Origin of the sequence: Caloramator sp. Dgby_cultured_2, assembly GCF_028872215.1 — a bacterium.
Classification (GTDB): domain Bacteria; phylum Bacillota; class Clostridia; order Clostridiales; family Caloramatoraceae; genus Caloramator; species Caloramator australicus.
Window position 1 is genome coordinate 553180 of the sequence record NZ_CP118396.1, and the last position, 17328, is coordinate 570507.

Here is a 17328-nt window from a genome sequence, read left to right on the forward strand (position 1 = left end):
AAAAATAAAAATTATTTTGGAGAATATAGGGGCAAAAATCTTATAGTAGTTCAGCTTGAGGCCTTTCAAGGATTTGTTTTAGAAAGAAAAATCAATGGTCAGGAGCTAACGCCAAACTTAAATAAACTTGCAAAGGATAGCCTCGTGTTTGAAAATTATTACTATCAAACTGCCTGGGGTGGAACCTCAGATGCAGAGTTTTTAAGCAATGTATCTTTGCTTCCTGCAAGGGACGGGTCTGTTTATTATCAATATGCAGGGAATAAATACGATGCACTGCCAAAAGAATTAAAGGGAATAGGATATTTCACAGCAGTAATGCATGCAAACAGGCCTGGTTTTTGGAATAGGACTAATATGTATAGGGCTTTAGGCTTTGACAAATATGAAAGTGAAAAGGACTTTAATATAGATGAGATTCAAGGTATGGGACTTTCTGATAAATCCTTTTTAAACAGGCAGTTGAAAAAATGAAAAGCTATGATAAGCCCTTTTATTCCTTTTTAATTACTTTATCCAGTCATTTCCCATATAAAGATTATCAAAATAAGATAGCCAAAATAATTAATGTCGGAGAGTTTGAAGGGGATGTTGTGGGTGACTATCTAAAGGCTGTGAAATATACTGATGAAGCTGTTGGGCTTTTTATTGATGAGCTAAAAAGATCAGGGCTTTGGGATAATTCGATTGTTGTATTTTATGGTGACCATGCAGCCATCCCTTATGAAAAAAGAGTAGCCTTGCAAAGATAATTTATGGCAAAGATGATCTTACGACCCTTGAGTGGGTAACCAATCAAAAAGTTGTAATGATGATACATTTTCCAGATGAAAGGATAAAAGGCATAGATAAAACTACAGCCGGACAGATGGATTTATATCCTACCCTTGCTAATTTGTATGGGATAGAGCCAAAGTATGTTTTGGGAAGAGACCTTTTAAATCAAAAAGATGGATTTATATTAACAAGGGAAGGGAATTTTGTTACAAATGAATATGCTTATTTAAAATCTACCGATAAACTTGTTGAGCTAAAGAATGGAAAAGAAGCTGATAAGGAAAAGTTTAAGTATCTGTTTGATAAGTATAAAACTTATTTTGATATGTCAAATAAAATGATAGAATATGATTTGCTAAGGTATTTAGAAAGATAGATTCTATGTCAATTATGGGGTGGGCAAATTATTTAGATGCCCGCCCCTTGCTAATTTTCAGGATATTTTTGAGAGATTAAGATTATGTTAAGAATAATATTTAAAATTGGGCATGATAAAAAGACGAAGCTAAGGCTGGCTTTTTGAGTCAGTATAACGAATTGTGCATGCTTAAGCTTTTAAACGATTTGGATAGGTGAAAATGAAAACTCAAGATTCTGGCTAGGAGTATTAAATGAACTAAAAAATCGAGGAGTAGAAGACGTATTGATATTCTCAGTTGATGGATTAAGTGGCTTAAAGGAAGCAATTGAAGCAACATTCCCAAAGGCTGAAATTCAAAGATGCATAATCCACCAGCTAAGAAATTGCTTTAAGTATGTATCATATAAACATCTTAAGGAGTTTAGTAAAGATTTTAAAGCAGTATATCAGGCAGCAAGTGAAGAAATTGCAAGAGATAAATTTGAAGAAGTAAAGAAAAATGGCAAAGCTCTTATCCGTTTGCGATAAAAAGTTGGGAAAACAACTGGGAAGTATTAATTCCATTTTACAAATTTCCGGAAGAAATAAGGAAGATAATGTATACAACGAACATAATAGAAGGATTTCATAGACAATTAAGAAAGGTAACAAAATCAAAGGTTATATTTCCAAATGATGAATCGCTAGAAAAGATGTTGTTTTTAGTAGCAAAGAATGTAATGAAAAAATGGACACAAAGATATAAAAACTGGGACATGGTATTAAACCAATTAATGATAATGTATCCAGAAAGAGTGGAGAAATTTATAAGATAAAACTCTCGCCGCGGGCAAATTCTTACCAAGAAAGAGTGCAAATTAATTTAAATACACAAATTTACTTACACTACCTTTAATAATGTTATAGACAGTTTTGAGTGACTTATTGTTTTTAATATATGTAGAATTATGTAGTAATTAGTTGGGTATTTTTTATTGACATAAATGGTAGTTGAGGTATAAAATGGTAATAGAAGGTAACAACTTGAGTTTTACTTAAATTTATAATATTTAATAAAACATACGGTGTAATGTCTAGTAGTGAAATTGTAGAAGTTTTAATGGAAGAAGCATCTATTTTAAGATCATAGACAATAATATCAGAGATTAATTTGTAAGCATCTTTAAGGTTATTAGGAATAGAAAAAGATTTGGAAGGTCGAATGGCTATTGGGGCATAAAACTAACAACAAGCGATTGTCTACTACAAAAGTATTGGGCGCGCAAAAACTCCTTTTATGTAATATTTAGCCCAATGCAACGGTATATCCCTGACAGGCTGCTGCATTAAGAGCTTCGTCTATCAGAACAATCCTACCTACCTAACGGAAGCACCTTACTTTGCTAAAGGTAAGGAAAAGATAAGAGAATGGACAGCATACGAGTAAGAAGATAACAAAAAGTCCTAGGAGGGTTAGGTTACTTAGAAGTAACCAGCAAAGATTTTGTAATAGGAAGCAAGGGCTACTGCGCCATTGTTGAGGCTATATAACACTGATACTAATACGCCTAAATTTAATAAGGGTCTAAATAAACATGAAAAAGTTGGTTGGTATAGCACATCTTGTTGAACTAAAACTATTATTAAATTATCAAAGGACAACAAAACTAACGATTAAAATATTTCCCATTTAAGCCCTTAAACTTGAACTGGAAATTCTCTATAAGGTATATTATACATTATACAAGGAGGTTTACATGAATAAGAAAAAATTTTGCTTATAGGAGTGTTGATTACACTTATTGTAGTAATATTAATATACAATTATATTTCTGATTCTTCAAAGACTATGATGAAATTAGGTGAATCTGATAATTGGAGAATTGAAGCTTTTATAGAAAACAATAAGGATATATATATATTTAGACCTACTTTATACCCTAAATTTTATCCAAATAATAGTTTGGAAATAAAAGTTATGTGGAATCTAAATGAAAAATTATTAATATCTGATGTTAATTCCCTAAATTAACTGGTAGCTACTCATTTAGTGAGTTCCAAGCAAAAATCTTCCAGATATACCATTGCAACATTTTAATTTTTTAAATGGAAATAGGAAAGAAATTTACAGATTGTTATCTCAAAGCTCAATCGACATATTATGGAAACAAGGTAATGGTGAGTTAAAAAAAGATACAATATTTTTAAAATGCAAATAATAAATAAAATCTTATGGTAATAAGTTAAGATAAAAAACACTTTATACAATGTATGAAATACTGCCTTAATTTATAAAATTTAATATATAAAAGATAAATTAGAAACAATATGGAAGTATTATGCATAGAGCATTATTTGATAATATATACTCATTTTCAGTGAAAAAAGTTTGTAATTACGTAGTAGCACATTTGACGTATTGAAACAAATAATGATAAATATAATGATTTATTTGTTTAATAATAGCTTTTCTTATCAAAGATATCAGATTTTTTCGTTTCAAGTTAAATTGGTAAACTTGTCAATTTTATTTATACTCATAGAGGTAAACTTAATTTAGTATTTTATAAACACTGAAATTAAAATTTACTATAAGAGGAGTGAAAATAATGAAAAGAATATTGTCATTAGTTGTTATTTTCTTTTTATTATCGAATACGTTAGTTTTTGCTGCAACTGTAAAAAATACGGTTTTTCGGGGAAAAACAAGGTTACTTTGATTTAGATATTGAAATGTATCAAAATGAATATGGTCTAATTAATCCACAAGTTATCTATATTCAAAGACCTGATGGTAAAAAATATGAAAGTAGAGATTTAGAAGAATTATTTTTACAAAAAATATTCTATCTAATTGTAATAGTAATCAAGAACTCATAATATTACAGATACCAATAGAACCTGGAACTATTAGAATTGTTACAGGAAATGCTAGTGTTAGTCCTTGGGTAATTAAAGATTCTATATCTAAGCGAGCTTGGAATCTATTAAAAGGTTTAACATTGGCAGGAATTGGTTTTTTATTAAACCTATTGGTGGATTTATATTAGGTGCTGGAGATGCAGTAATAAGTAATGCTGTAACAAATGCATATCAAGTAAGTAGTGTTTCCCAATTTAATAATAGAATAATAAGAAAAATTGGAGAAGTTTATGATGGAAGTTCATGGGTTCCATTAGCTGAGTTCCAAAGATGGGAAGAATATTGGCAAAAATATACATATACATACGATAATCAAGGGGTAGAAACAAATTCATTTAGGTATGTATCTTTTCCAGGGGCTTCTGGAAGCATTTTGTTGCCTAATGTTCCAACTAAAATACAAAAATATGTTGATTATGATGATAATTCAAAACTTTCTTCCATAACATATGAACGTTGGCTAATGAATCGTGGATATTATGTATATAAATATAATGAGTGGGGCGATAATATATTAATTGATAATTCAAATTGGTGGCAAAATTACGTAAATAGTAAAACAATACAACCATAAGTAGCGTTTATAAAATGATATTTGTTTTAGATAAAATATATATTATGGTAAATATGGGTATAATATCATATTTGGACGTCAATTTGCAGTATTTGAAATAAATTGTTCTAATGAGATTAATTGGCATAATAATTCTAACTATGTCGATAACTTAAAAATAAAACTACAAAATATAACAATGAGAAAATAAATAAAAGCCTTGAGAAATCAGGGCTTTTTTATTTGGCTCTATGTCAATAGTTGGGGTTGGAATTTGATTAGTGTGATTGTCCCTTCTAATTTTTGATAGTAACTATATGACATGTATTCGTGATAATGGAACTAAAGCACAAGACTAAGAAAAATATGTGGAAAAAGATATAATGATTTAATTGAAAGGTATGAAGGGATTAGAAAGTCAATTGAAGATGTTGAAAATCAGAGGTTTAAAGGGCTTATAAAGAAGGATAGGATAGAGGAATTTATGAAAGTTTTAAGAGATAGGAATGGGTTAATAGATGAGTTTTGTGGGAATATTTGGAATATGGTAATTAAGACGGTTAAGGCTTATGAAGATGGAAAGATGGTGTTTGTATTCAAGGATGTGATGCGGACTGACCCCTAATTTTGGACAATATCTTAAGTTTTCATGGTTAATCTTAGAGATTCGAAATTTTACTTCTACTTATTCGGTCCGCCCTTGACATTGAGCCTCTACATGCATGATTCCTAGCACTAGCATCAGCACCAACAATAGTGCAGCTTTTTTAGGCTATCATGCATGTCCTCAATGTCAAGGGGGCGCAAGATGGACCTTACTTTACTACAAATATATGTTTATACTCTCCCCAGTAATTTTAAGATATTCAAAATACTCGGCTGGCGGCATGTATTTCGTTGATGAATAGATTCGTTTTGTGTTGTATCTCCTTATAAATTCATTGGCAGTTTTATAGGCCTCAGCAAAGGTTGAAAATTCGTTTATGCTTAAGCATTCTTCCTCTAAAATTCTATGGTAGGATTCAATATCAGCATTCATGTTAGGGGTTTTGTAAGGTATTCTCTCATGTTCTATATTTAACTGTTTACAAGAATTTTCAAAAGTTTCACTTATAAATTGTAGCCCATTGTCTGAGCGTATAGCTGGTTTATTTTCAACTTCGTATAATTGTCGTTTCAATAACGCAATTTTTAAAGTCCTTGCTGCGTCTTCGCCTGTACAGCTTAGCCCTATGTGATGTGAAATGATATTACTATCAGCAACATCAATAATGCTAATTATATAGAAAAATCTGTCTTCTCCATTTATATACCCATATTTTATATCAGTTTGCCATTTCTGTTTGAAGCTGTAACAGTTCTATTTCTTGCAATTTTTCTTGGATGTCTAGATTTGATTTCTCTTTGAGGTTTTAATATATTTAATTCCTTACAAAGTCTGTAGACTTTCTTCTTATTAATATTAATTTTAAAGTTTCTACTAAGAGCATGTGTTATTTTTAGATATCCATAATAAATACTTTCTTCTTCAATTATCTGGATAATATATTCCTTTATTTGTTCATCTGATATTTTTCTCCGCTTAGAGTAAAATAATAACATGTTTTTGGTCTTCCAGTTGATTTATTCTTAATAATTTTTAATCCTGACAAATGATAATAATATGTCGAACGATTAAGCCCAATTATCCTCAATACTTTTGTTTTTGGATAACCAGCCTCAATCCATTTATTTAAAATTTCAACTTTATCTGCTATAGTTGGTTTGTTTTTTTAGTAAGTCTTTAAGTATAGCTATTTCAAGGTCTTTCTCGCCAAGAAGTTTTTTAAAGTTTTGTCCTATGCTTCAAGGTTCTTAACATTAGAATTATCAAGTGACTTTTTAATATTAGCTTTAGGCTCTCTATTTGATTCCCTATTTTGTCTAACCCACTTGTAAACTAACTCTTTAGATAGCCCATTTTGTCTTGCTACTAAAGCAATATTTCCTGTTTCAATTGCTGCTTTGATTATTGAATCTTTAAATTCTTGAGTATACTTTTTTGTGTCATTATTATTCCCCCTCGACAATTATATCTTATCATATTAAGATACATTGTCTAAATACTTTAGGGGGCTAAATAGGAGACAAAGCTGTATTATTTGCAGAGTAGATATTACAACCTTGAGTGGTGTAGATTTGTTAGTGCGGATGCGATTGTTGGTAGGATTGGAGAACTTTTAACGCATAATATGTTTTCGTATTGTTTCAACAGGCCAATAATGTTTGAAGATTCTTCAGGATTTGATGCAGAAGATATAGGAAGAACGTATAAGCAAATTCCTGTTCCAAATGTGATTCTTGAAATAATGGATTATTTTTCACCAATTCCTATTTCATTGTTTATTGGTGTTTTACAAAAAACGAGTGTAACTATAAATAAAAACAAGCCTATTGAAGTAGTTATAAATGGTAAGAAAGAGTCACTTAGAGTGGATGTCGAACCTGATTTAAATAAAATTCAAATTCAGTCAGGGCATGGCAAAAAATCAAGTATTGACATTAGAATAAATCCTAAAAAGCCTTTAGACGATCAAATACCAAAAACATCCGAAGGAGTTTAAGCAAAGGGCAATATAATGATTTAATGAAATACTTGAAAAGGGCAGTTGATATTTTAAAAAGCTTAAAATAGGAGGTCTAAAGTGGAAACAATAATTTATATTAAAGAAACAATAAATTTACCAAAATTTGATGATTTAGTTTCTTATATGTGGGAAAAGGGTATTAGTTTATCTTACGTTCGAACAGGTGATGATTTTTACGATAGTAATATTGTAGAGTTGGCATGGAATAAATGGATCGATAATCCTGAATGGGATGATTTTACAAATGAATATATAGATTTTGAAATTAAACAAATAAAAAAATAATCTTTCAAAGCAGAAAATAAGTTTGTTTTCAAAGTTTTACAATCCAAAATACATTGTAAAAGTTGAATTATCAGATAGTGCACTCTTAATAGATAAAAGGGCATATTTGCGCGCAATTTATTTAATAGCTAAAAGTTGCAATGGATATATTTTAGAAAAAAATAGCAAAAGTTTATTAACATCAGATGAATTTTATGAAAAATATTAAGATATTATTGAAATGCCTTTTACTATAATTAAATTTTAGCAAAGCGGGCATCTGAATAAAGTATTTTTTGTATGCAAAAAATGTTGAGGTTTATTTAGCACCCCAACATTTATTATAGAACCTTTTTAGTTAAGCTCAATTTTGTTGTAGTTCTTTTTACCTCTTCTTACAAGCATGAAACCTTCTTTAAACATGTCTTTTTTAATATCTCATCAAAATTAGTTATCTTTTCATTGTTTACATATAAACCACCCTGCTGAATGAGGCGTTTTCCTTCGCTCTTTGAAGGAATAACCTTAGCTTCAACAAGAGCATCAAGAAGCTTTGAACCAAGTAGATCCTTTGAAATTACAGATGTTGGAACATTGCTTAAATCACCGCCAGCACCGAAAAGTGCTTCTGCAGCCTCTTGGGCTTTTTTAGCTTCTTCCTCTCCATGGATAAGTTTTGTAATTTCAAATGCAAGAACCTTTTTGCTTCATTTATCTCTTTATCCTTTAAGGAAGATAGTCTATTAACTTCATCCATTGGAAGGAATGTTAAAAGTTTTAGGCATTTTTCAACATCTGCATCGTTAATGTTTCTCCAGTATTGATAAAATTCGTATGGTGATGTTTTATTAGCATCAAGCCAAAGGGCGCCCTTTTCAGTTTTACCCATTTTTTGCCCTCTGAATTTGTAAGTAGGGCTATAGTCATACCATAAGCTTCCTTGCCTTCTTTTCTTCTAATAAGGTCAACTCCAGCAAGAATGTTTGACCACTGATCGTTTCCGCCGACCTCTAATTTGCATCCAAAGCGCCTATTTAATTCAAGAAAATCATAGGCCTGCATTAACATATAGTTGAATTCAAGAAAGGATAGTCCCTTTTCAAGTCTTAACTTAAAGCATTCAGCTGTAAGCATTCTGTTTACAGAGAAATGAACTCCAATGTCCCTTAAAAATTCAATATAGTTTAGATTCCATAGCCAGTCTGCATTATTTACTAAAATAGCCTTTCCATCAGAAAAATCTATAAACTTTTCCATTTGCTTTTTTATATTTTCTACATTGTGCATTATTTCTTCCTTTGTTAGCATTTTTCTCATATCCGTTTTTCCTGATGGGTCACCGACCATAGCGGTTCCACCACCGATAAGGACAATTGGTCTATGTCCAGCCTTTTGAAGATGGGACATAACCATAAGCTGTATAAAATGGCCAACGTGAAGACTATCTGCTGTTGGGTCAAAACCGATATAAAATGTAACTTTTTCTTCCTCAAGCAATTTCTCTATTTCCTCTTCATGGCTTAGCTGTTCTATGTAACCTCTTTCTCTTAAAACATTTAAAATTGACAAATCTTGTCCCTCCTTAGTTTAAGCTTTGAAGTATATTTTAACAAAGTAAAAACAAAATTTCAATGCAGTTGGATATAATCATAGTGTAAAATTATTGTAGGACGAAAAAAGACAAAAATTTAAAAGAGACAACCCCTGTGATAAAATAAAAGTGAAAAAACACACAAACCAATAAGGGGGTGTCTCTTTTGAATAATATTATACAACAACATTTAATAAATTTCACTACTAAATTAATAAAAAATGTTGAAGAAACTATATCAAAAGAATGGGATCTAACAAAACTTGTTGATGTAGTTAAAAAAATGACTGATGAATTAGGAGCAAACATAATAAAGGACTTTTTAGAAGAATTAGATAAAACGATTAAAGAAGATGAAAAAAGGAAAAAGGGATGGGTAGTAGAAAGGAAAGACAAGAAAAAGATTGTAACAATGCTAGGCGAAATAGAATATGCAAGAACGTATTACAAATCTAAGAAGAATGGGGAATATAGATATTTACTTGATGAAATTATAGGGATAAGCAAACATGAGAAGGTAGATAAAGAAGTAAAGATAAAGCTGGTGGAGAACGCAATTAATATGTCCTATGAGGAGAGTAGTAAAATAACATGTCCGGAGAAACTAAGTAGACAGACAGTATTTAATGCAATAAGACAGGTAGGAGAAGTAGAAGTAAAAGGGAAGTAAAAGAAAAGAGGAAAGTAAGGGTGCTATACATAGAAGCAGATGAGGATCATGTGGCATTGCAGGATGGGAAGAAGGAGATGCCAAGGCTTGTATATATACATGAAGGAAGGCAAAGCAAAAATGGGAGAAACGAATTAAAGAATGTATATTACAAAGCATACGTTGGTGTAGAAGCTGAAGAAATATGGATAGATGTAGCGAATTATGTGTATGACAATTATGAAATAGAGAGCATAGAAAAGATATACATAGCAGGAGATGGAGCAAGATGGATAAAGGAAGGAATGGAATGGATTCCGAAAGCGAAATTTGTATTAGATAGATATCATTTGAACAAATACATAATAAGAGGGACAGCAAAGCGAGAAGAATATAGGCAAAAGATATGGGGAGCGATAAATGAAGGGGATAAGAAGGTTTTAAGGGAGATATTTAAGGAGTTAATAAATATAGCAGAAACTAAGACAGAAAAGGAGAGAGCAAAAGAAGCAAGGAGATATATATTAAATAACTGGGAAGGGATAGTAATATATAAAGAGGACGAGGATGTAATAGGATGCAGTGCAGAAGGGCATATAAGCCATGTATTATCAGCGAGATTAAGCAGTAGGCCATTAGGATGGAGTAAAGAGGGATTAAAGATAATGGCAAAGCTAAGGGTATTTAGCAGGAATGGAGGTAATTTAAGGGAAATAAGTATATACAAGGAAGATGTTGAAACATTTAGATTAAATAAAAAGAAGATAAAAGAAACAATTAAAAGAATAAATAATTCTTCACGAGAAGGAATAAATAATATAACAATATTAAACATTGGAAAAGTAACACCGATGTATAAGATATTAAAATCAATTAAATATGAAAATATAATTTAAAGTTTAAAAGTTTACGAAAGTCTTGATTTTAAACATTTTAGGGGTTGTCTATAAAAAATTAACCTACAATATCTTGACACTATCGGATATAATCTCTGTCAATATGGATAATGACTTTATAGTTTGGATGGATGATATTAATTTTGTTTATTATATCTTTAATTAAAGTGGGCTCATCCTTTTTAAGAACGTCATGGGATACTACTAAATCAAATATAATGCTTTTTTATCGTTATGTCCAATTATTCTAAAATCATGAAAGGATAAAACTTCTGGATAATCCTTTAGTATTTTTATAACCTCCTTCTTAGTTTCTAAAACTTCATTATCATCCATATTTACTGGATCCATATGGATTATTAATGTTATATTTAATTTTTTGAAATTTCATTTTCTGCTTTATCTATAATCTCGTGAAGTTCCATGATATCGATATTGGAGGGAACTTCAGCATGAACGGATACAAGATGGGTCTTATGTCCGTAGCTGTGGATTATAATGTCGTGGACACCGAGTATGTGTTCATAGGAGAAGAGTTCTGTTATTATTTCATCCACAAGCTTAGGGTCAGGCGCTTCACCAAGTAGGGGGCTTATGGTTTCCTTTATCAATTTATATCCTGCAAAAATTATAAATAGTGCTACTATAAGGCCTATATATCCATCTAAGGGGAAATTAATATATTTTGAAAGTAAAAAACCCAATGCAACAGTAGAAGTAATTAATACATCAGAAAAACTGTCAAGGGAAGTCGCATCTAATATATTGGAATTTGTGATTTTTGCGAGTCTAGAGTTAAATTTTCCAAGCCAAAGCTTAAAGGATATAGAAATTATAAGAATAAAAAAGGATAAAAGGCTAAATTTAAGTTTTTCTGGATGCAATATTTTAGAAAATGAACTTTTAAAAATTCAAATCCCACTAAAATTACCATTATCGATACTATAAGTCCTGCGATGTATTCTCCTCTTCCGTGACCAAAGGGGTGTTCCTTATCGGCAGGCTTATCTGATAATTTAAAACCAATTATTGTTATTACTGAGGATCCCATATCAGAAAAATTATTGAAGGCATCAGCCAATATTGAAATACTATTGGATAAAAAACCGATGCTTAGCTTTATTATAAATAGAATTAAATTGATAAATATTCCAACATAACCGCTTAATAGTCCTAAACTTTTTCTTTCATCCTCAGTATTTTTGATAAATTTTTTAATTAAAATGTCTGTAAGCATATAATCCCCTCGCAATTTTAAATATTAATTTAACAAAAAATATTATATTGCATTATAAAAAGGTTTTAAACATGGATAATACAAAAATTTTGTGTTATAATCTTCATGTCTTATTTTTACACCAAGGGGATGATTTTATGAGGATTTTTTATCTGCTTTAATTGGAGCTATCATAGGGTATATTACCAATTTCATTGCTATAAAGATGCTTTTTAGACCCCATGAAGAAAAAAATTGTTTGGAATTAAAATTCCATTTACTCCAGGACTTATTCCAAAGGAAAGGGAAAGGATAGCAAATAGCATAGGAAATACAATAGGAGATCACCTTCTAACACCAGAAGTTATAACTGAAGCATTATCTAGTCAAGGCTTTAAGATTAAAATTCGAAAATGGATAGAAGACAAATTAAAGGATTTTATTAAAGGCGATAAGTCATTATTGGATTACTTTAAAAGCTTATTTGGGGAAAGATATATTACAATAAAGGAAAAGCTCAATGGCATTATTGCCAATGCATTGATTGAACAACTAAAAAATGAAGAAAGTAAACGATTAATTATAAATTATATCGTCCATGAAATTAAGAAAATGGATATAAAAGAAATCCTTGAGTCTGTAATTGTTAATAATAAAGAAAATATTAAAATATTAATAAATGAAATGATTTTCAAAGAAGATTTAAAAAACATTACATTAAAGAATTTAATATCAGAAGATTTTGCGGATAAAATTAAGGATTTTATAATAACAAACAGAGATAATATTGTAAGCTTTATCAAAACAAAACTAAAAACCCAAAAGGTAAGGGCAAAGATATCTGAACTATTATATGATATTTTACAACAGAATATTGGAAAATTTGTAGCTATGCTTATAAGCCCTGAATTTATTACACAAAAAGCATTAACTTCTATTGATGAATATTTAAGTAAGTCAGAAAATAAAACGGCCATTGCCCTAATGATAAATAATATTATTGATAATCTTCTTGACTTAAAAGTAAACGATATTATTAAATTAAATGCAAATGAAGAAGAGCTTAAGGACAAAATATGTGAAAAAATATTAGAACTTTTAAGTAAAACTGGAAACCTAGAAAAGGTATCATTGACTTTAAATGATATGATTAAAAATAATCCTAATTTGACTGATAATCTTTTAAGCTGGGTAAATAAATTTTTTGAGGATCCTAAATATGCTAATGGTCTTCAACTATTTATAGCTTCAGTTATAGACAAAATATTAAACACTAAATTAAATTCTATATCTCATTTTATTGATGAAGAAACTATAAATGAATTGATAGATTTATTAACTGAGTCAACTTACTATGTTTTAAAGGAAAATGCCCATTATTTTATAGAAAGCATAGATATCCCAAGAATTGTAGAAAACAGGATCAACCAATTAGATGTTGAATATGCCGAAAAAATTATATTAGATGTAGCCAATAGGGAACTTTCTGCTATAACTTGGCTTGGTGCTCTATTAGGGGCATCTTAGGCCTTATGAATCCACTAATACAAATTTTGTTAAAATAAGAGCCCTAATTTTTGGGGCTCTTTTGACTGGGCTTGAGGCTTTTTGGTTCTTTAAGCACTTCCTTTATAGGTGCTCTTATAAAGGCATCCAAAAGATCTTTAAACCTGCTTGGCACAATAGGTGAAAAATAAGCTATTCCAAAGGATTCGAGCTTTGTAAGGTGAATTAGTAAAAAATAAAACCCTATTAATAAGCCGAAGAAGCCAAACATTTGACCTAATATAATCATTGGGAATCTAATAAACCTAATAGTTAGGGCCATTTGATAGTTTGGAATTATAAACGTAGAAATAACTGTTATAGCAACTATAAATAAAGTTGCAGGGCTTACTAGGTTAGCCTTTGTTGCAGCATCCCCAATTACTATTCCACCTACTATGGCAAGGGTTGTTCCTATTGGATTTGGAAGCCTAAGGCCACCTTCTCGTAGAATTTCAACAGCCACATCCATTGCTAAAATTTCAAGCAAAGGAGGCAGGGGAATATTCTGTCTTGATGATATTATAACCGACATAAGCTTATAAGGAAAAAGCTCTGGGTTATAAATTAACAAAACAAGGTAAATAGGTTCTAAAACCATAACAGTAATTATAGCTATAAATCTCATAAGCCTTGAAAAGTTTGCAGTAATCGTTCTTTCTGAGTAGTCTTCAAATCCTTGAAAAAACTCAAAAAAAGTTGCTGGAAGAATAAGGGCACTTGGAGTTTCAGAAAGAAAAATTGCAGCTTTCCCTTCTAAAGGTCAAATATAACTTTATCGGGCCTTTCTGTGCTCTTAGATAAAGGAAATATATTATAGGTTCTCATATCTAAAAACTGTTCTAATACTCCTGAAGATATTGCAGCAGGAATTTTTAAATTAGAAATTCTTGCTTTAATATTTGTTAAAACTTGCGGATCGATTACACCATCGATATAGGCCAAGACTAATTCGCTTTTGAATTTTTCGCCTATGATATATTTTTCAAGCTTAAGATTTGGATTTTTAATTTTTCTTTGAAGAATAGTCAAATTGAGCTCTAAATTTTCAGTAAAACTTTCTCTAATACCATAAACAGATTTTTCACTTGTGGATTCTTCAATTGGCCTATAATTGTTATTTGTTGTATTGCAAATAATAGCAGCGTCGCAATTATCTAAAAGGATTATAGATTTACCACTTATTAATTGAAAGGCTATGTCAGGGATGGAATTTGTTACTGAAACATCCGAAGAATAAAGATGCTTTTTTAATATCTCATCTATAATATCTTGATTTTTGCCTTTATATTAGAATTAAGAAGGGGTTTTAATATATATTCCTCAACTAGATTCTTATCAGCGATACCTGATATAAATAAAACAAAGCAGGTTTTATTATTCAAATCTATTTCCCTTTTTATAAAATTAAAATTGCTTGGAATTGTGGAAATTATAAATTCTAAGTTAGAAAAAATATCTTTAGTTAATTTTTCCATAATATTATCACCTACCTTATAAGCCTTCCTGAGGATAATATTTTTATTTTTGCACTAATTTTTATATTTGAATTTATAAAATTTTCCTCAATAAAATCTATCTTATCCCTTCCAAGCTTAGCTACGGCATATTTTTGAACGTCAAAGATATCAGTCCCATATTTGTTTTGATACTTATCAGCAATTTCTTGAAGTTGTTTCGTTAATTCGTCAGAGTATTTTTCTTCGAGTTCTATTAATTTATCCTTAGTAAGTTCTTGTGCATCATCTATGTTAGCTTCTTTAACAGAAGAATATATTAAAAGATATATATTATAAGCGATTTTATTATCATTTATCTCCACTTTAACGTTTCTTCTGCTGCTACAAAATAAATCAAGGGATTTTAAATTTCCATCGAAAAATGTTAAATAGCCTTGGGCTTTTTCATTTCTTAATAGATTAATATATTTTGTATCTTCTTCTGTAATTGTAAAAATGAGTTTATCCTTTTTAAAAACAGCAATACCACTTACTTTTACAGTATCTTTATATTTTTCTATATAAGGAAGCATAATGTGTCTTCCTTCTTGATAATACATATTAAAAAATCCTTAATGTTAGTATCCCTTTGGGTGAAGTTTGCTTCATAGGAAGATTTAATTAAATCTTCGATTTCTTCAGCCATAGTATTGCTATCCTTGGCATTTAGTTTTAAAATTTCTTCTGTTCTTTGTTTTGATACTGCAACTGTTGTGTTAAGATTCCTTTCCTGATCCCTTAAAAAGGCATCTATTATATCGGAAATACCAAATTTGCCTCTTTCTTCGCTTATTAAAAGTGTTCTTACAGTTCCAGGTAGATGTCTACGTTTAGTTATTAGTAATCTTTTATTAAACATCTCAAATATACTTTTTCCTTTTGTCGTTACAACACTTTTATCAAAAACGTTTTGGGATTTAAAAACAATAAATTCAAAGCTGGAGGATAATGTTTTATCCTTATCAATATCGTGGCCTATTCCAGCTATTACTGATGTGCGTTCGATGGATGGTTTGCCATAACAGGAGGTAAAAATAAGCATAAATAAGAGAACTAAACTAATTTTTTTCAAAGGTCTTACCCCTTTGAAGTAGCTTAATATTAGGGTTAGCGTTGAGTAAACCAAGATAAATCCTACTAAGTATGGTTCTACCTTAACTATAACCATTGTTCGCGTATGTTCCGGAACTAACATTGAGGATACGAACATAATAATAAGGCAACTATATAAACAACAGCGGTTATAGGACTTTTTATTATTTTTGATAGGGTATAGGATAACCCATATCCCCCAACGGCTAATGTTTGGAATATCTTATTACCCCATAGAAATATAAACAAGGGTTCAAAATTTGAAAGAACAGGCAAATCAGCTCCAGCAACAAGATATAAGAGGGGATATTGAAGCTTTGAAGTTAATATGTGTCCACAATAGTTAATAGTCAATAGAACGGTTAATGTATATATAAATATAGTTATTAAACTTCCTATCACTCCAGAGGGTAAAACCTTTTTAAAATCAGTTACATAGGGAATAATTAAAAGGCTAATTTCAACTCCAGAATAGGCAAAAAATGTTTCAGGAACAGCTTTAAATATTGAACTAACATCGTCAACCAAAGGAAGCAGATTGGTAATGTGACCTTTGTTGATGAAATAGGAGGGGATAATTAGTATTAGAATGGTTAGATAAAACAATAGTTCAGATAATCTACCTATATTTGTTAATCCGTTATTAATTGTAAAATAGGTTAAAATAACTGTTATTACAATTATGGTATGGGGTGATAAAAATTTAGTTGTTGAAAAAACTAAAACGTTAGCAAATCCTGAAAGGACAAATGAAGAAAAGAAAATAAAATTGATAAAGAAAAATATTGTAAATATGTAGGCTAAAAATTTCCCCAAATTCTTTTGTTGGTTTCCAAAAACTCATTATAATTAGTATTTCTGTATATAAGGGCTGCAACTATACAAATATAAATAGGATATATTCCTGCCACCAAAACGGAGATCCATCCTGACTGCTTGGCTACTTTACATACCCCAGATGCTAAAGATAAGATTCCAACGCCTATTATCGAATTTTGGATGATAAACATATATTGATTTTTGTAATTTGATTGTTTATTTTAAACATAAGTATCACCTTTAAATATTTTTGCATAAAATAAAAAATTATGTTTAGTGGGAATAATAAAAATAAACCGTGTAAGAATAATAAAAGAAAGATTAATTTATGGAGGTATTACTATGGCAAGTAAAGAGCAACTTATGGCTGTTGCAAGAAGTTGTAGTTATTATAGGGTAGAAGGTATGCATAATCTCTTAACATATCCTGAAAGAAGCTGTGAAAATTGCTTGAACTGGGATGGAGAAAGGTGTAAAATAAACGTTTTTGATAATGTATTAACTGGACTTGATCAAACATAAATTCCCCTAAAGACTC

Annotated in this window: 17 protein-coding genes and 6 pseudogenes; 12 read left to right on the plus strand and 11 right to left on the minus strand. The window is 30.2% G+C overall.

What is annotated here, in order from left to right; all coding sequences use genetic code 11:
• The first annotated feature begins 42 nt into the window (after positions 1–42).
• The 7 genes and pseudogenes from PWK10_RS03640 (at position 43) to PWK10_RS03670 (ending at position 5217) form a co-directional block, all read left to right on the plus strand.
• Positions 43–474 carry an LTA synthase family protein gene (locus tag PWK10_RS03640; protein WP_274768094.1) on the plus strand — a complete coding sequence of 144 codons (432 nt, stop codon included), beginning with the start codon at positions 43–45 and terminating at the stop codon, positions 472–474.
• On the plus strand, positions 471–752 hold the full coding sequence (locus tag PWK10_RS03645; RefSeq protein ID WP_274767406.1) for a sulfatase-like hydrolase/transferase: 282 nt from the start codon (positions 471–473) through the stop codon (positions 750–752). Before PWK10_RS03640 ends, PWK10_RS03645 begins: the two co-directional genes overlap by 4 nt.
• Positions 753–811: 59 nt before the next feature.
• Positions 812–1153 carry a hypothetical protein gene (locus PWK10_RS03650; protein WP_274767407.1) on the plus strand — a complete coding sequence of 114 codons (342 nt, stop codon included), beginning with the start codon at positions 812–814 and terminating at the stop codon, positions 1151–1153.
• Positions 1154–1339: 186 nt separating this feature from the next.
• A pseudogene (locus PWK10_RS03655) lies at positions 1340–1953 on the plus strand (IS256 family transposase); the annotation flags it as partial.
• Positions 1954–2906: 953 nt separating this feature from the next.
• The gene (locus PWK10_RS03660; protein WP_274767408.1) at positions 2907–3149 is read left to right on the plus strand and encodes a hypothetical protein; all 243 of its coding nucleotides are present in this window, start codon (positions 2907–2909) and stop codon (positions 3147–3149) included.
• Positions 3150–4094: 945 nt separating this feature from the next.
• Positions 4095–4613, plus strand: coding sequence for a hypothetical protein (locus PWK10_RS03665; RefSeq protein WP_274767409.1), 519 nt, complete (start codon positions 4095–4097; stop codon positions 4611–4613).
• Between the two features lie 463 nt (positions 4614–5076).
• Positions 5077–5217, plus strand: a complete 141-nt coding sequence (locus PWK10_RS03670; RefSeq protein WP_274767410.1) for a hypothetical protein — start codon at positions 5077–5079, stop codon at positions 5215–5217.
• Between the two features lie 198 nt (positions 5218–5415).
• Here PWK10_RS03670 and PWK10_RS03675 read toward each other — a convergent pair whose 3' ends face one another.
• From PWK10_RS03675 to PWK10_RS03685, 3 genes are all read right to left on the minus strand, one after another.
• Complete coding sequence (locus PWK10_RS03675; RefSeq protein WP_342455686.1) at positions 5416–5916, minus strand: integrase core domain-containing protein; 501 nt, start codon at positions 5914–5916, stop codon at positions 5416–5418.
• A complete protein-coding gene (locus PWK10_RS03680) occupies positions 5913–6194 on the minus strand; it encodes a transposase (RefSeq protein ID WP_274767411.1) in 282 nt (93 codons plus the stop codon). The genes PWK10_RS03675 and PWK10_RS03680 overlap by 4 nt, the downstream gene beginning before the upstream one ends.
• 236 nt (positions 6195–6430) lie before the next feature.
• Positions 6431–6661, minus strand: coding sequence for a transposase (locus tag PWK10_RS03685; RefSeq protein WP_274767412.1), 231 nt, complete (start codon positions 6659–6661; stop codon positions 6431–6433).
• 63 nt (positions 6662–6724) lie between these two features.
• Here PWK10_RS03685 and PWK10_RS03690 point away from each other — a divergent pair, with 63 nt between their 5' ends.
• Together PWK10_RS03690 and PWK10_RS03695 are read left to right on the plus strand one after the other, a co-directional pair.
• On the plus strand, positions 6725–7195 hold the full coding sequence (locus PWK10_RS03690; RefSeq protein WP_274768096.1) for an RHS repeat-associated core domain-containing protein: 471 nt from the start codon (positions 6725–6727) through the stop codon (positions 7193–7195).
• An 81-nt stretch (positions 7196–7276) separates the two neighbouring features.
• Complete coding sequence (locus PWK10_RS03695) at positions 7277–7504, plus strand: hypothetical protein (protein WP_274767413.1); 228 nt, start codon at positions 7277–7279, stop codon at positions 7502–7504.
• A gap of 333 nt (positions 7505–7837) precedes the next feature.
• Here the strand turns inward: PWK10_RS03695 and tyrS are convergent.
• Positions 7838–9052: pseudogene (tyrS, locus tag PWK10_RS03700) on the minus strand (tyrosine--tRNA ligase).
• Between the two features lie 236 nt (positions 9053–9288).
• Between tyrS and PWK10_RS03705 the strand changes: the two are divergent.
• Positions 9289–10619 (plus strand): annotated as a pseudogene (locus PWK10_RS03705) (ISLre2 family transposase).
• Positions 10620–10698: 79 nt separating this feature from the next.
• On the opposite strand, the pseudogene PWK10_RS03710 reads toward PWK10_RS03705, so the two are convergent.
• Positions 10699–11856 (minus strand): annotated as a pseudogene (locus PWK10_RS03710) (cation diffusion facilitator family transporter).
• A 160-nt stretch (positions 11857–12016) separates the two neighbouring features.
• On the opposite strand from PWK10_RS03710, the pseudogene PWK10_RS03715 reads away from it, so the two are divergent.
• Positions 12017–13362 (plus strand): annotated as a pseudogene (locus tag PWK10_RS03715) (DUF445 family protein).
• Positions 13363–13405: 43 nt separating this feature from the next.
• On the opposite strand, the gene PWK10_RS03720 reads toward PWK10_RS03715, so the two are convergent.
• From PWK10_RS03720 to PWK10_RS03745, 6 genes and pseudogenes are all read right to left on the minus strand, one after another.
• A complete protein-coding gene (locus PWK10_RS03720; protein WP_342455687.1) occupies positions 13406–14122 on the minus strand; it encodes a spore germination protein in 717 nt (238 codons plus the stop codon).
• 14 nt (positions 14123–14136) lie between these two features.
• On the minus strand, positions 14137–14649 hold the full coding sequence (locus tag PWK10_RS03725; RefSeq protein ID WP_342455688.1) for a spore germination protein: 513 nt from the start codon (positions 14647–14649) through the stop codon (positions 14137–14139).
• A complete protein-coding gene (locus PWK10_RS03730) occupies positions 14643–14858 on the minus strand; it encodes a spore germination protein (RefSeq protein ID WP_274767414.1) in 216 nt (71 codons plus the stop codon). Before PWK10_RS03730 ends, PWK10_RS03725 begins: the two co-directional genes overlap by 7 nt.
• Positions 14859–14869: 11 nt before the next feature.
• The gene (locus tag PWK10_RS03735) at positions 14870–15412 is read right to left on the minus strand and encodes a Ger(x)C family spore germination C-terminal domain-containing protein (protein ID WP_274767415.1); all 543 of its coding nucleotides are present in this window, start codon (positions 15410–15412) and stop codon (positions 14870–14872) included.
• Positions 15397–15951 (minus strand): Ger(x)C family spore germination protein, encoded by a 555-nt coding sequence (locus tag PWK10_RS03740; RefSeq protein WP_274767416.1) that lies wholly within the window; start codon positions 15949–15951, stop codon positions 15397–15399. The genes PWK10_RS03735 and PWK10_RS03740 overlap by 16 nt, the downstream gene beginning before the upstream one ends.
• Before the next feature lie 116 nt (positions 15952–16067).
• Positions 16068–16981: pseudogene (locus PWK10_RS03745) on the minus strand (GerAB/ArcD/ProY family transporter).
• A gap of 151 nt (positions 16982–17132) precedes the next feature.
• Here PWK10_RS03745 and PWK10_RS03750 point away from each other — a divergent pair.
• Positions 17133–17312: a hypothetical protein gene (locus PWK10_RS03750; RefSeq protein ID WP_008908943.1), complete on the plus strand. Its 180-nt coding sequence runs from the start codon at positions 17133–17135 to the stop codon at positions 17310–17312.
• Positions 17313–17328 lie beyond the last annotated feature (16 nt).

Coding starts and splice junctions, on each gene's coding strand:
- PWK10_RS03670 (WP_274767410.1), top strand. CDS start 5,077: ATGAAAGTTTTAAGAGATAGGAATGGGTTAATAGATGAGTTTTGTGGG.
- PWK10_RS03735 (WP_274767415.1), bottom strand. CDS start 15,412: ATGCTTCCTTATATAGAAAAATATAAAGATACTGTAAAAGTAAGTGGT.
- PWK10_RS03650 (WP_274767407.1), top strand. CDS start 812: ATGATACATTTTCCAGATGAAAGGATAAAAGGCATAGATAAAACTACA.
- PWK10_RS03750 (WP_008908943.1), top strand. CDS start 17,133: ATGGCAAGTAAAGAGCAACTTATGGCTGTTGCAAGAAGTTGTAGTTAT.
- PWK10_RS03645 (WP_274767406.1), top strand. CDS start 471: ATGAAAAGCTATGATAAGCCCTTTTATTCCTTTTTAATTACTTTATCC.
- PWK10_RS03680 (WP_274767411.1), bottom strand. CDS start 6,194: ATGTTATTATTTTACTCTAAGCGGAGAAAAATATCAGATGAACAAATA.
- PWK10_RS03730 (WP_274767414.1), bottom strand. CDS start 14,858: ATGGAAAAATTAACTAAAGATATTTTTTCTAACTTAGAATTTATAATT.